The organism is Pirellulales bacterium (genome assembly GCA_019694435.1).
Taxonomy (GTDB): domain Bacteria; phylum Planctomycetota; class Planctomycetia; order Pirellulales; family JAEUIK01; genus JAIBBZ01.
Genome location: JAIBBZ010000012.1, coordinates 60,515 through 74,928 on the forward strand (window position 1 = coordinate 60,515; position 14,414 = coordinate 74,928).

At 65.4% G+C, this 14,414-nt stretch carries 10 protein-coding genes; 4 read left to right on the plus strand and 6 right to left on the minus strand.

Annotation, left to right across the window (positions count from 1 at the left end):
• Window positions 1-189: 189 nt before the first annotated feature.
• From K1X74_11325 to K1X74_11345, 5 genes are all read right to left on the minus strand, one after another.
• Complete coding sequence (locus tag K1X74_11325; GenBank protein MBX7166911.1) at window positions 190-2,184, minus strand: hypothetical protein; 1,995 nt, start codon at window positions 2,182-2,184, stop codon at window positions 190-192.
• A gap of 339 nt (window positions 2,185-2,523) precedes the next feature.
• Window positions 2,524-2,790, minus strand: coding sequence for a MoaD/ThiS family protein (locus K1X74_11330; GenBank protein ID MBX7166912.1), 267 nt, complete (start codon window positions 2,788-2,790; stop codon window positions 2,524-2,526).
• Window positions 2,791-2,810: 20 nt separating this feature from the next.
• Window positions 2,811-5,111, minus strand: a complete 2,301-nt coding sequence (locus K1X74_11335) for a xanthine dehydrogenase family protein molybdopterin-binding subunit (protein MBX7166913.1) — start codon at window positions 5,109-5,111, stop codon at window positions 2,811-2,813.
• Window positions 5,111-5,599, minus strand: coding sequence for a (2Fe-2S)-binding protein (locus tag K1X74_11340; protein MBX7166914.1), 489 nt, complete (start codon window positions 5,597-5,599; stop codon window positions 5,111-5,113). The genes K1X74_11335 and K1X74_11340 overlap by 1 nt, the downstream gene beginning before the upstream one ends.
• Window positions 5,600-5,652: 53 nt before the next feature.
• The gene (locus K1X74_11345; protein ID MBX7166915.1) at window positions 5,653-6,537 is read right to left on the minus strand and encodes an FAD binding domain-containing protein; all 885 of its coding nucleotides are present in this window, start codon (window positions 6,535-6,537) and stop codon (window positions 5,653-5,655) included.
• 223 nt (window positions 6,538-6,760) lie between these two features.
• Between K1X74_11345 and K1X74_11350 the strand changes: the two genes are divergently transcribed.
• From K1X74_11350 to K1X74_11365, 4 genes are read left to right on the plus strand one after another with little or no spacing between them, the layout of a single operon-like run.
• Window positions 6,761-8,533, plus strand: a complete 1,773-nt coding sequence (locus tag K1X74_11350; GenBank protein ID MBX7166916.1) for an acyl-CoA dehydrogenase family protein — start codon at window positions 6,761-6,763, stop codon at window positions 8,531-8,533.
• Between the two features lie 49 nt (window positions 8,534-8,582).
• The gene (locus tag K1X74_11355; protein MBX7166917.1) at window positions 8,583-10,301 is read left to right on the plus strand and encodes an acyl--CoA ligase; all 1,719 of its coding nucleotides are present in this window, start codon (window positions 8,583-8,585) and stop codon (window positions 10,299-10,301) included.
• A 37-nt stretch (window positions 10,302-10,338) separates the two neighbouring features.
• Window positions 10,339-11,460: an App1 family protein gene (locus K1X74_11360; protein MBX7166918.1), complete on the plus strand. Its 1,122-nt coding sequence runs from the start codon at window positions 10,339-10,341 to the stop codon at window positions 11,458-11,460.
• Window positions 11,461-11,500: 40 nt separating this feature from the next.
• Window positions 11,501-12,835, plus strand: coding sequence for a hypothetical protein (locus tag K1X74_11365; protein ID MBX7166919.1), 1,335 nt, complete (start codon window positions 11,501-11,503; stop codon window positions 12,833-12,835).
• Window positions 12,836-12,881: 46 nt separating this feature from the next.
• Here K1X74_11365 and K1X74_11370 read toward each other — a convergent pair whose 3' ends face one another.
• Complete coding sequence (locus K1X74_11370; protein MBX7166920.1) at window positions 12,882-14,393, minus strand: tetratricopeptide repeat protein; 1,512 nt, start codon at window positions 14,391-14,393, stop codon at window positions 12,882-12,884.
• Window positions 14,394-14,414 lie beyond the last annotated feature (21 nt).

Here is a 14,414-nt window from a genome sequence, read left to right on the forward strand (position 1 = left end):
AGTCGGCTCCGCGGACGCGGCGGCTGAGTTCGTACGCCCCGGCTCCTATCGCACAGCACCCCGTCCGATAACAAAGAGCCCAATAACAAAGAGCCAAAGAGCAAGGCCGGCGCCGAACGAATGCGGTTCGGCACCGGCCTGTTTTTTGCTGCGGCCGTCTTACGCTGCGACGTTCGAGCAAGCCGTGGACTACCAGCCCTCGCCCAGGTAGTTGGAGTCGTCCAGGAATACGTACACGGTTTCCGGTTCACCGGTCAATTCGAGGAATCGCTGCCAGATCGCGGCGTTCTCCGGCCGCAAAATACTGGCCTTCGTGCCGATCAGATCGGTTACGCCGATCTGCTGGGCCAGCGCCAGTTGATTGTCGACGAGCGTCCGCCATTCAGATGCCGAAGGTTGCTCGCCGAGAAGCAGCCGGTCCGTCAGGACGAACGTGTTGTAGTCGGCCAGCGTGTTGACGCGCATCGCCATGCCCACGGCGATCTCCTCGCTGAAGTTGGCCGATTTGCCCGACGGGAAGGAGATTTGCAGCCGCCCGCCAAAGTCGGTATCCAACTGCGCGAGGAATCCGGAGTCGCGCACCGCACGGCCCAGGGACGATGCGTCGATCGTGGCATAGTCCAACGGCAGGTCGGGCGGGCGGCCCGGGTTGGGCACGCCCGGATAGTCTTCGAGATCGAGGCCAATCAAGGCGTCGTTCGTGACGCCTAGCTCGTCGAGCGCGTCGCGCAGCGCGGCGATGTCGTTGCGCCACTCGGCCCAGCCGGCGACGCTGGTCCATTCGCCTTCTTGCGGGAAGAAGGCCAGCCCGACGCCCGCCTGGATGCCCAGATCGAGGGCACGCTTGACGGCCGCGGCCGCCGCGCGCGGGCCCAACTCGTGGTCCTTGTCGGGCGTTTCCAGGTGCCGCATCATCACCATCAGGCCAGAGAAGGGCAGGTTGTTCTGCAGGCCTTGCGCCACGATGCGGTCGAGCAGGGCCTGGGCCTCGGTCGGCCAGGCTCGGATGATCAGGTTGGGGCTGGCAATCGGCTGCACGTTCAAGAACTCGACATCCGTGAGTTGTTCGCGGAGTGCCCGGTCGCTAATCGTGTCGGCGGGCAGAAAGACGCCGTTCTCCGAACGATTGGCGGCGTTGGCGAGGAACCAGTCGTTCCCGGCGCTGCCGGCGACGACGTCGACCGCGTCGTCGACCATGACTTCCTTGCCGCGGCGGAGATAGTTTTCACCGTTGTTTCGCGTCGGCGTGCCTTCGTCCGAGAGATTCGCGATCCGCTCGCTGTAGCTGCGGTTCGAGAGCCATTCGTTCCGCATGGCGATCAGCGCGACGACGTCGGCGGCGCCTTGGTCGGTGTAAGTGGTCCAACCGCTGATCACGATGTCGGCTTCCTTCTCGCCGACCAGATTGTCGCCGCCGCGGCCGCCGATGATGAGATCGCGTCCGTCGCCGCCGCGGAGCAAATCGTTGCCGGCCTGACCGACCACGACATCATGGTCCAATCCGCCGATCAGGAAGTCGTCGCCGTTGCCGCCCACGAGGATGTCGTTGCCGGCGCCGCCGTCCAGATAGTCGGCCACGTCGCCGCCGAACAATTGATCGGCGCCATCGCCACCGAAGAACGTCGCTGTGACTCCCAACCCGTTCGACGACACGATGTCGTCACCGGCGCCGGCATCGGCGAAAATGTAGCCGTTGATATTGTTGAACGACTGCCGGTTATTGGTGGTGACCCCGTTGATGCGCGATTCGATGATCGTCACGCGGCCACTTTGACGCGTGAATTGCACGAAGTCGTCGCCGGGCGTCCCCAGCCAGATCAGGTTGTTGAGCGACGAGTTGGACGCATCGACTTCGACGCGATACGACGCAATCGTCACGGTATGCGTCACCACCGGGCTCCCGACGGCGAGCTCGTTGTACGCGGTGACGCGAATCGACTGCGCACCGGTCCCCGTGAACGTGTGGTGAACTTGCGCCGAACCAACTCCGCGAACGTACTCCTCGACAATCGTGTCGCCGTTCCAATCGATGAACCATGCGAACGATTGATCCTGCCCTGGGGGAGACGTGTCCGTGGCGCGCAGCGTGAAGACGGTGTCCACTCCGCGGGAAACCGCAGCGGGCCCTTCGATACTCGCGGTCACTGCCAGAAGCTGTCGATATTCCAAGGATTCGATAGTCAAGGGCCTCGAACCGTGACGGATTCGAGATGGTGGGCGATTTGACAATCGAGGCATGCCTGACCTCTCTGCCGGAAGCGTGATCGAAAAACAACGTGCGGACGCCGGGCCGTCGCACTGGGCAGACAAGAACCCCCCGGTTCTGCCGGCGCGCAAAGGCCTGAGACAAGTGACGGACTGCGGACGAGAACGCAAGTTGGCCCGAAAGAAATGCGCCTGGTGCGGTAACAGTATCGAACGGTGCCGGGCAGTGCTACCCCTAAATCGGTGAATTTTGGCTCATTTCATGCCTAATTGGTCCGCTGCGAACCATCGGCTAATGCTCACACGGGCAGTGGAGGATCAGCATCCCCCACCAATTGCCGGGAGGAAATGAACTTCGCTCTCAGGCTTAAGACGCGCTAAGAGTCCCTGCGAGGTGATCACGCCGTCGATCGACGCGGCAACGCCGGCCGCGAGCCCATCGCCGCTGCGCAAGCGGCCGACCAGCTCGGGATGTGCAAGCTCCAGGGCGATGATCAACTGGCGCAGGCTCGACGCTTCGATATCCAATTCGGCCTGGCCACCGGTTTGCCCGCGCATCAACGGCGGAATGAAAACGTGTGCCATGCGGCGCAGTTCTATCGGGTCTAGGCCGGCTTGTTGCTCAGGGCTGCCCAGAGTCGCGGCGGCGACATGGGCAGCTCGCGCATGCGCACACCCGTGGCCCGGTAGATCGCGTTGGCGAGTGTGGCCGGCGGAGGCACGATCGGAGTTTCCCCCACTCCACGCACCCCGTAGGGGTGGTCCGGGTTCGGCACCTCGACGATGATCGTGTCGATCATCGGCAGGTCGAGTGCGGTCGGAATGCGATAGTCGAGATAGCTAGCATTCGTCATCCGGTCCGCGTCGTCGAAGACATATTCCTCGTTGAGCGCCCAACCGATGCCCTGCACGGCACCGCCCTGCATCTGACCTTCGACGTAACTGGGGTGCACGGCACAGCCTGCGTCCTGGATCACGGTGTATCGCAAGATCGTGACCTTGCCCGTCTCGGGATCAACCTCGACGTCGGCAATTTGCGTGCCGAAGGTGTTCGTCGAGCCTTCCGGGCTGACGCTGGCCCGCCCGACGACGGGGTCTCCCAGGTGGGGTAGCTTCGCGGCGAGTTCTTTGAACGAGATCGACTCCCCTGGCCCACGAAAGGTGCCGGCCACGAACTCGACCTGGTCGGGTTCGCATTCCCAAAGGGCGGCCGCGCGAGCACAAAGCTGTTCGCGCAGATCGAGCCCGACCTTGTAAGCCGCCAACCCCGTGGCAAAGGTGACGCGGCTGCCGCCCGTGACATCGGTGTAGCCCACGCTGTCGGTATCGACGACCCGGGGCAACACCTCCTCGGCCGCGATCCCGAGTGTTTCGGCCAATTGCATGGCAATGCTGGCGCGCGACCCGCCGATATCGGTCGAGCCTTCGAGCAGCGCAACCGTCCCATCGGGATTGACGGACGCCGAGACGCTCGACTTCAAGCCAATGTTGAACCAGAAGCCGCTGGCGATTCCACGGCCGCGATTTGGGCCGACCAGCGGCGTTTTCCAGTGGTCGCTGGCGCGCGCCGCCTCAAGCGTTTCGACGAATCCCACGCGTGGGTAAACCGGTCCGTCGGCGCGGCGGGTGCCTTCCTTCGCGGCGTTCAGCAACCGAAACTCGATGGGGCACATGCCTAATTGCTCGGCCAGCTCGTCGATGACCGATTCGCAGGCGAATGCCGCCTGTGTTGCCCCCGGAGCGCGATAGGCGGCCGTCTTCGGCTTATTGACGCAGACGTCGTAGCCTTCGACCAAGGCATGAGGCAGGTCGTAGCAACTGAACACGCACATGCAGCCCGGCCCGATCATGCCACCGGGATAGGCGCCTGCGTCGTAGGCGAGCCAGGCCTGGCCCGCGGTGAGCCGCCCGTTTTTCTTCACGCCCAGCTTGACCCGTACGAACGAGCCGGGCGTGGGGCCGGTGCCCTCGAAACAGTCAGCGCGGTTCATGGTGAGCTTGACCGGCCGCCCGCATTTGCGGCTCAACAAGGCCGCCAGCGGCTCGAGATAGACGGGAATCTTGCCGCCAAAACCGCCGCCGATCTCGCAAGGGGTCACGGTCACGCGCGAAACCGGAACCTGCAACAATTCCGCGGTCTGCTGGCGGCAGGTGAACGAGCCTTGCGTCGAGGTCCAGATTTTCAACTGGCCATCGCTGTTCCACAGCGCCACGCAGGCATGCGGCTCGATGTAGCCCTGGTGGACCGATGCGGTCTTGAACTCGCGCTCGATGAGCAGGTCGGCCTCGGCAAAGCCGCGTGCGACGTCGCCCAGCTCGAAGCGCAAATACTGGCCGATGTTGCTCGGCTTCGGGTCCGTGGTCCCCATCCGATTGGTGTGCAAATCCTGGTGCAGCAACGGCGCGTCCGGCTGCATCGCGTCGAGCACCCAGGTGACGCTGGGCAGCGGTTCGTATTCGACCCGAATGAGCTGGGCCGCTTCTTCTGCCAGATGCTGCGACAGGGCCGCCACGGCCGCCACGGCGTGGCCCTTGTACAGCGCCTTGCCATGGGCGAGGCAATTCGCGCCCAAGTGCGCCAGGTTCACCGCGCCTTCGCCGAGATTGGCCACTTTGTCCTTCAAATCAGGCAGGTCGGCGGCCGTCACCACGGCCAGCACGCCAGGCAAGCGCAACGCCGCCGAGGCGTCGATCGAACGGATCCGGGCATGTGCATGCGGACTTCGTAGGACGTGGCCGGCGACCATGCCGGCCAGTTTCACGTCGTTGGTATAGATCGCGCGGCCGGTCACCTTGTCGTTGCCGTCGTGGCGAATCGGCCGCGTGCCGAGCACTTTGTAGTGGCGACCGTGGCCGTTTTTTTCCGGCTGTGCTTCGTCGGTCGTGGCGCGAGTCGTCGTGGCCATCAGCGGGCGACCTCCTGCGATTTTTTGGCGGCATCGAGCACGGCGCGCACGATCTTGTCGTAGCCCGTGCAGCGACACAAATTGCCGGCGAGTTCGAAACGAATTTCCGCCTCGGTGGGATGCGGGTTGCGATCCAAGAGGGCCTTGGCCGCCACGAGGAAGCCAGGCGTGCAGATGCCGCACTGCAAGGCGGCATCTTCGAGAAAACATTGCTGTAACGGATGCAGGCGACCATCGTGGGCCAGGCCCTCGACCGTCGTGATCTGCGCGCCTTCGGCCTCGACGGCCAACATCACGCAGCTATTCACGGGCTGGCCATCGACGAGCACCGTGCAAGCGCCGCAGTTGCCGTTGTTACAGCCTTCCTTCGCGCCGGTCAAATTGAGCGTGTCGCGCAACACTTCCAGCAAGCTCTGGCGGGCTTCGCAGAGAAACTCGACCGGCTCGCCATTGACCGTGGCAGTGACGTGATTGCGTTTCTTGGCCACCGAAACTCTCCCAAGTTGCCGCAGGGGCCTGGATGTCGGCCGGACTGCGAGATTCAACCTTGATCTTTACCTGCCGCACGTGCCGCGGCCTTGGCCAGACAGCGCTTCACCAGGACACCGACCAGGTGCCGGCGGTAGTCGGCCGGGCCGCGTTTGTCGGAGATCGGCCGGGCCACCTGCTGCGCCAGCCGCCCCGCCTCGGCAAACGACGCTTCGGTTGCCGGCTGGCCGACAAGCCAGTCGGCTGCTGCGGTCGCCAACAAGGGGGTCGGCGCCACAGCCGCCAGCGCAATCCGCGCTGCCTGAACCGACTTCAGGTCGTTGCTCAACTGCACCCAGGCACCGCAGCCGACGACGGCAATATCCATCTCATTCCGCGGAATGAACCGCAGGTAAGCCCCGCCGCTCCGCGGCAGCTTCGCGGGCAGTTCCAGGTTCACCAGGAACTCGCCCCGTTGCAGCACGTTCTTGCCGGGGGCCGTGCAGAATTCGGCGACCGGCACCAGCCTGGTGCCCTCGGGCCCGGCGATTTGGGCTCGCGCGCCGTAGGCGATCAAAGCGGGAATCGAGTCGGCGGCCGGGGACGAGTTACACAGGTTGCCCCCCAGGCTGGCCCGGCTCTGAATCTGCCACCCGCCGATAATGTGAGCCGCGTCGGTCAGGCCGGCGTAGGCCTCGACGATGCGGGGGTTGCCGTAGAGTTGGGCGCACGGCACCGCGGCACCTAGCCGCAGCGAACCATCGGACTGCCAGTCGATGGCCGTAAGCTCGGGGATTCGCTTGATATCCACGACCAGGCTGGCGTCGCGCATGCCTTCGCGCAACTGGACCAGAATATCGGTGCCGCCGGCGAGGACCTTTGCTTGCGGTCCATGGGCAGCCAACAGGCTCACGGCTTCGTCCACCGTGGCCGCCGCGGCGTAGTCGAAATCTTTCAAGTGCGGACTCGCTTCCTAAGACCCTCGAGCCGACCGTGGCCGCTCGAATGGAATACTTAAGTGCCAACGCAACGGCAATATGCGGCCCGCCGGCCGGCGCTGTCAAGCAACGGCCGCGCGCCGCCGGATTGCAACAGGCAGCGCTGCCGTGTTTGGCTAGAATGAGGGGCGACCCGCGAACCGGTTTCCCGGTGTCGCGAATTCTCGTTTGCGAGGCCCGGCCATGAATGCGTTTTTTCAGGACCCGCCCCAGTTGGGTAACCCGTACACGGAAGATCGCCTGTTGGCCGGGCAGCTCCGCCGGCTGCTTCCCGCCGACGTTCTTGCCGAGGTCGACGCGGACGTGACCCGTTTCGGCGAACGGGTGCTGCACGAGGTGACCCCGGCGGCGGCCGATGCCGAGGCCCATCCGCCGGTCTACGTGCCGTTCGATCCCTGGGGTCGCCGGATCGACGAGATTCAGGTGGCCCCCGGCTGGCAGCGGCTCGCCGCGATCAGCGCCGAGGAAGGACTCGTGGCCACCGGCTATGAGCGCCGCCACGGACCTTATTCGCGCTTGCATCAATTCGCCAAGCTGTACGTGTTCAACCCTTCGTCGGCCGTCTTTACCTGCCCCCTCGCCATGGCCGACGGCGCCGCCCGGCTGCTCGAAACGCACGGCGACGCTTCGCTCAAATCGCACGCGTTTCGGCGCCTGACCACGCGCGACCCGAAGCTCGCCTGGACCTCGGGACAGTGGATGACCGAGCGCACTGGCGGTTCGGACGTCGGCCGCACCGAGACGATCGCACGGCTCGACGGCGACACCTGGCGGCTCTCCGGCACCAAGTGGTTCACCTCAGCGACGACCAGCGAGATGGCCATCACGCTGGCGCGCACCGAGGCCACGGACGGCTCAACGACCGCGGGCAGCCGAGGGCTGAGCGCGTTTTACGTCGAGACGCGCGACCCAACCGGCCAGCTCAATCGGATCCACATCAACCGCCTCAAGGACAAGCTCGGCACGCGCGCGCTCCCCACGGCCGAACTGGAGCTCGACGGCACCCCAGCCCGGATGATCGGGCCGCCGGGTCGCGGTGTGGCGACGATCGTCACGCTCGTCAATGTGACGCGCCTGTACAACGCCATCTGCGCCGTCTCGGGCGCGCGCCGCGGGCTGATGCTGGCACGCGACTATGCCCGCCGCCGCGAGGCGTTTGGGAGGCCGTTGGCCGAGCAGCCGGCGCACCTGGCCACGCTCGCGAACTTGGAGATCGAGATCGCCGGCGGCCTGGCCCTGACGCTGCATGCCATCGGACTGCTGGGCCGGGAAGAGTGCGGCCTGGCGACGGCCGAAGAGGCAGCGACGCTGCGGCTGCTCACGCCGCTGGCCAAGCTGTGGACCGGCAAACTCGCCGTTGCCGTCGCCAGCGAAGTCCTCGAATGTTTTGGCGGCGCGGGCTACGTCGAGGACACGGGGCTGCCGAAGCTGTTACGCGACGCGCAAGTCTTGCCCATCTGGGAAGGCACGACCAACGTGCTTTCGCTCGATGCGCTGCGAGCCATCGATCGCGAGGCGGCGTTCGGCCCGTTCGTCGAATCGCTACGCCAAGGACTCCAGGATTTATCGCTCCCGGAGCTGCGTCCGTCGGCCGAGCGCGTCGTCCGGCAATTGGCTGAGCTGGAACAGTTCCTGGTCGCGGGGGCCACGGCCGGGCGCGAGGCTCTCGAAGCCGGCGCGCGCGGCTTCGCCCTGCGTCTGGCGCGCGCCGCGGCCTCGGTCTTGTTGCTCCAGCAGGCGCAGTGGAGCGCCGCAACCGAGCAAGACGGTCGGCCGCTGTTGCTGGCCGAGCGGTTTATCGCCGCGGCCGACAGCACCCTGGACATGCCGGACGAACGCTGCCGGCAAGCGTCGGCCGCGCTGGCGCTCGATCTCGACTGGCCGCTAGCTCCACCGGCAGCCAACGCGCCGTCGCAGCGCGAATCGCGCCAGCCGGCCACTGCTGCCGGCGGCTGAAATAGGCAACCTGCACACCTTCGGATCAACACCGCAACCCCACGCTGCCATGGAACTTGCCTACCGCCACGGCGTCGCCCAGTGCACGCTGGAAAACTTCGAGCGCGATTTCGCCGATCGCCACCTGCTGCACGGCGTGGTGGCCAAATGGGCTCGCGAAACGCCCGACGAACTCGCTCTGATCGAATACGACACCGGCCGCGAACTGACCTACCGGCAATTCGACGAGCAGACGACCGCGCTGGCACTCGCGCTGTTGGAACTGGGTTTTGGCCCGGGTGACTTTCTCGCCACGTCGCTGCCGCTGCTGGCCGAGCACGTGCTGCTCGAGTACGCCTGCTTCAAGATCGGCGTTATTCACGCGCCGCTCGACTTGCGGCTCAAAGGCCCCGAGGTGATTCGTTCGCTGTCGCTGATCCGGGCCAAGGGCTTCGCCTTTCTCGGCAAGACGCCGGTGGCCGATTTCTCGGCGCTGGGCCAGGCGGTCCGCGAGCACTGCCCCTATGTCGAGCACCTGTTTCAATTCAGCCCGCCGGCAGAGACGATCCCCGGCGCGCTGTCGGCCCACGCGCTGGCCGCGCGGGCCACGACGCTGGCGGCCGAGGCCGCACACCCGCTGTGGACCAAATTGCGCGAGATTTCCGCGCAGATCCGCGAGACCGACGGGGCCCAGGTGATCTACACGACCGGGTCGACTGGCCTCCCCAAGCCGGCCCTGTTGTCGCACCGCAACATTACCTGCCAGAACATGTGCCTGGCGTGCGGCTTCGAGATGCTCGACCGGCCGAGCATGCTGGTCAATCTGCCGCCGTCGCACGTCGGCTGCCAGGCTGAACAGCTCATGACGACGCTGTTCAGCGGCGGCTGCGCGGTGCTGCTGCACTTGTTCGACGCCGAAAAGTCGTTGAGGGCCATCCAGGAGCTCCGCGTCGAATGCTTCGGCCAGATCCCTGCGCTGTTCGCCATGCAATGGCGGCTGCCGAATTATCAGCAGTTCGATCTTTCATCACTGCGCTTCGCGCTGTTCGGCGGCCAGCAGGTCACGCGGCAATTCCTCGAACAACTGGCACGCATGGCGCCCCGGATGGGCACGGGGCTCGGGCTCACGGAAATGGCGGGGTTTGTCACCTACACTCCGCTCGACAGCACGGTCGACGACTTGCAGGCCGGCGTGGGGTTCGACATGCCTGTCACGCCGTTGTCGATCCGCAAACCCATGTGCGGCGACGGTTCGGCCGGCGAGGAATTGCCCCCCGGCGAAACTGGCGAGATCTGCTTCAGCGGGCCGCAGGTGTTCATCGGTTATGTGAACGACGAGCAGGCCTATCGCCGCACGGTCAGCAACGACGGTGTCTGCTATACGGGAGATCTCGGCTACATGAGCCCTCGGGGGCTGATTTTTGCCGGCCGGTCGAAGCTGGTGATCAAGCCCAAGGGCTACCAGGTGCATCCGGCGCAGATCGAAAACCATTTCTGCCTGTTGGCCGACCGGGTCGCCGCTTGCGGCGCCGTAGGCGCGCCGCACGAGGTGTTCAGCGAGGGGGTCGTGCTGTTCGTCGAATCACGACCCGGCGTCGAATTGCAGCTGGTCGAGTTGCAGGAACACGCCAAAGGCATTGCCGCCTACATGCGGCCCACGCATTACGTGCTGCTGCCGCCGGGCGGACTGCCGCTCAATCGCGTGGCCAAGACCGACTACGTCTCGTTGCGCGAGCGGGCGCTGTCCGAGGTCGAGCAACTGCGCAGCGCCGGCGGCTGGGATCGCTAGCCGATGCAGGAAACCACCGCTGACCTGGATTTTGCGGATGAATCCCACGCGATCGGCTTGCTGCTGGGCATCTGGAACGATTTTGGCCGGCTGGCTCGCGCTCGGACTACCCACTACGATCGGGGCCCTTGAACCGGTGACCAACCTCAAAGCCGACGAACGGATTGTTTTCTATCCCACCTACGGGCACCTCGATCCGCAGGCGGGGGTGCGGCTGTGGATCGAAGGCGTCGTGCTCGAATCGCGCCACGGCGCAGGCGCGACGGCCCGGCTGGCACAATTGTTCGGCTTGCCGGACAACGCCGACGAGTCGGCGCTGTTTCGGGAGCGCGTGGCGCATTTTCTCGTCGATCACGAGCGCGACAAGCGCGTCATCGTGCGAGTCGGCCGCTTGGAGCACGAGTTCGCCCCCACGGCCGCCGACGGGGTGTTCTCGGGCGAGATCGACATCGAAGCGCTGGCCGCCGCGGGATTCGACCCGGCCGCCGTCGCGCGCGAGCAGCGACTGCGCGTGCAGGCCGTGCTGCCCGACCACGATCGGCGCCAATTCGGCATCGACGTGCAACTCATCGGCCACCAGGGCTGGTCGGTGGTCTGCGACATCGATGACACGGTGAAAGTCACGCAGGTCAACGATCACAGCGAGTTGATGAACAACACGTTTTTCCGCCCGTTCCGCGCGGTCCAGGGCATGCCCGAAGCGCTGGCCGCATGGCGGCGCGCAGGCGCGGCGTTTCACTACGTTTCGGCCTCGCCCAAGCAGCTCGTCGAGCCGCTGGCGCAGTTTCTGCACGATGCCGGGCTGCCTCCCGGTTCGATGCATCTGCGCACCTTCCGGTTTGGCGGGAGCGACATGCTCGAAGTTGAAGAGCATCACGACGGCTTCAAGGCGAGCGTCATCGCCCGCATCCTGCAGCATTTCCCCGAGCGTCGGTTCGTGCTCGTCGGCGATTCATCGCAGCGCGATCCCGAGATCTACGGCAAGCTCGCTCGCGAGAATCCGCTGCAAATCGCGGCGATCTTCATTCGCAATTGCACCGGCGAGCCGCACGGCACTCCGCGCTACGAGGCGGCTTTCAGCCAGATTTCGCCACAGCGCTGGCGCGTGTTCGACGATCCGGCCCCCCTGGCGCTCGCAGCCGGCGCGCTGGCGCCGTAAACTCGCGGCACACCGTCCTGCCTCCGCGGAGAGTCACCCCATGCCTGCTGCCGCGCTACCTATCGCTCGTCGTGATTTTCTTCGGGTCGGGGCCGGCGCCGCAGCCGCCGGACTTTGGCCCTCGATCCACCCGCAGATGGCCCGCGCGGCGAACGCGAAGTTACGTGTCGGCGTCGTGCTGACCGAATTCACCTATCGCAGCCATGCCCACGTGATCCTCGAGAATTTCCTCGAACCGTACTTGTTCAACGGCCTCTGGCAGCACGCCGACATGAACGTCCCCTGCTTCTACGTCGACCAGTTTCCCGAGGGCGACATGTCGCGGCAGGTGGCCGAGAGCTACGGCATCAAGATCTATCCCACGATTCGCGAATGCCTCTGCCAGGGGGGCGATACGCTGGCCGTCGATGCCGTGCTGTCGATCGGCGAACACGGCAACTATCCGCACAACGAGAAAGGACAGCACGAGTATCCGCGCAAGCGGTTTTTCGACGAGATTGCCGCCGTTTGCCGGACGAGCGGCCGCGGGGTGCCGGTGTTCAACGACAAACATCTCTCCTATCGCTGGGATTGGGCCAAGGAGATGTACGACACGGCCCGGGAGCTGCACATGCCGTTGATGGCCGGCAGCAGCGTCCCCTTGGCCGAACGCCGCCCGCCGCTCGAATTGCCGGCAGGCGCCAAGATCACCGAAGCCGTCTCGATCCACGCGGGCGGCGTCGAGTCGTACGATTTCCATTGCCTCGAAGTGCTGCAATCGATGGTCGAGGCCCGCGCCGGCGGCGAGACCGGCATTCGTGAAGTCCAGTTCCTGACCGGAGAACCGCTGTGGAAGGCCGCCGACGAGGGCCGCTGGTCGATCGAGCTGGCCGAGTTGGCAATGGCCGCCGAACTTGGCGAGCGCAAGCCGCTCCGCGAGATCGCCGCGGCCGGTGGCGATCCGAACTCGGCGCACGGTGTGCTCTTGACCTACACCGACGGGCTCCGGGCCATCGGCCTGAAACTGGGCAGCGGCAGCACGCGCTGGAACTTTGCCTGCCGCCTCGACGGTAACGCGACCCCGCAGGCGACGAGCCTTTACGTTGGCCCCTGGCAGAACCGCAATCTCTTCAAGGCGCTGTCACACGCCATCCAGGACCATTTCCGCCGTGGACAAGCCCCCTACCCCGTCGAGCGCACGCTGCTGGTAACCGGCGTGCTCGATGCGGAGATGGAATCGCGGTTCCAGGGAGGGCAGCCGCAGGCGACGCCGCACCTCGAATTCAGTTATGCCCCGCGAGATTTTCGGGCGATGCGCGAAATGGGGGCCACCTGGAAAATCATCACCGAGGCCACGCCCGAGCCGCCAGGCATCGATCCCGGCGGGCGCAAGTAAGCCGGCCGCCAGTGCCGCCCAAGAGCCCGGCAAACAGCGGCCACGGTCAGTCGTCGAGCGACGGCTTGCTAAGTCCGCCGAAGCGGCACGCCCGAAAACGGTCGAGCGCCGCGGCGGGCTCGTTGCCGAGTTGCTGCCAGGCGTCGGCCCGCGTTTCGAGCGTCGCCTCGAGGTCGCTGGTCCACTGCGTTGCGCCGGCCAGCGTCGCCTGTGCGGCGTCTCCCTCGCCGCGCGCGGCAAGAATCCGGCCGCGCAACACCCTCGCCCGCCCGTAGGCTTCGTCTAAACCATACCAGACCGGATCGCGCACCACCGATAAGACGTGATCGGCGTCGTCCAACGCCAGGTCGGGGCGCCCGAGCCGTTCGTAGATCTCTGCTCGATCGGCGCGCGCGACTAAGGCGCCCGTGCGGTCGATGATTTCGTCGAGCGCCATCCGCGCCGCATCTAAGCGGTGACTGGCCACGAGTGCCGCCGCCAGGCAGCGATATGCTTCGGAATCGCGCTCGTCCAGCGCCGCAGCAGCTTTCGCGGCCTCGACTGCCTGCCTGGGCCGTTTGAGTTTCAACAGCAGCTTGGATTTGCCGAGCAAAGCTTCCCTGCGGAACGATGCGGCGAAGTCGTCCTCGTCCATCGCCAGGACGGCCTCGTAGTCGGCCCGCGCCTCGGGAAGCATCCCGAGCTCGACAAACCACTCGGCACGCTGCATGCGATACCGGGCATCGTTAAAGGCTCCATCCTCGCCGCTTTCTATGGCAATGGCGTGGGTGATGAGCGTAATCGCTTCGATATCGTCGCCGATGGCGTGGTAATAATCGGCCAATTCCGAGATCACCCAGGGAAGATCGCCAGCGTGCTCACGCAGCCTTTCGAAGACCTGTGTCGCGGCGTCGCGATGGCCCAAGCGATGTTCGAGCCAGCCACAGAGGATGTAGGCCCGATAGTCGTCGGGGGTCGTGTCTAGGGCCCGATAATAGTCGGAAAGCGCTTCGTCGTTGCGGCCCAGCGACTCGTAGATTCTCGCACGCATGCGGAACCGCAAGTGCGATTCCTGCGGTTTGAGATCGATGGCTCTTTGGATGCTGTAGAGCGCCTCGCCGAGTCGCCCTGCGTCGCGACAGGCATCGGCTCTCGATTCCCAGATGTCCGCCTGCTGATCGTCGAGATACAGCGAGTTGTTGTAGTCGCGAATTGCGTCGTCATAGCGATGCTCGCGATAATAGGCCGCACCGCGGCGCGCGTACCGTCGGGCAAGTTCCGTGGATTCCCGATCGGAGCGAATCATCATGCTCCAATCTTCGACTGCCTTGGCGTAGTCGTGTAAGGACTCCCAACAATCGGCCCTGGCCTCGAGCGCTTCGACGTCCGTGGGGCGATGCTCGAGCGTCACCGAGAACTCGCGCACAGCCGTTTCATAGTCCTCCGCTTCCATGGCCGCCTGGCCGCGCTGGAATGCTGACCGGGCCTGCTGCTGTTGCTCGCTGCAGCCTGCCGTCGACAAACACGCCGCGCAAGCGAGCCAGCAGATCGAAGACCAGGGGGGCTCTTTGAACATCACCGCCGATTGTATCCGGCCGGC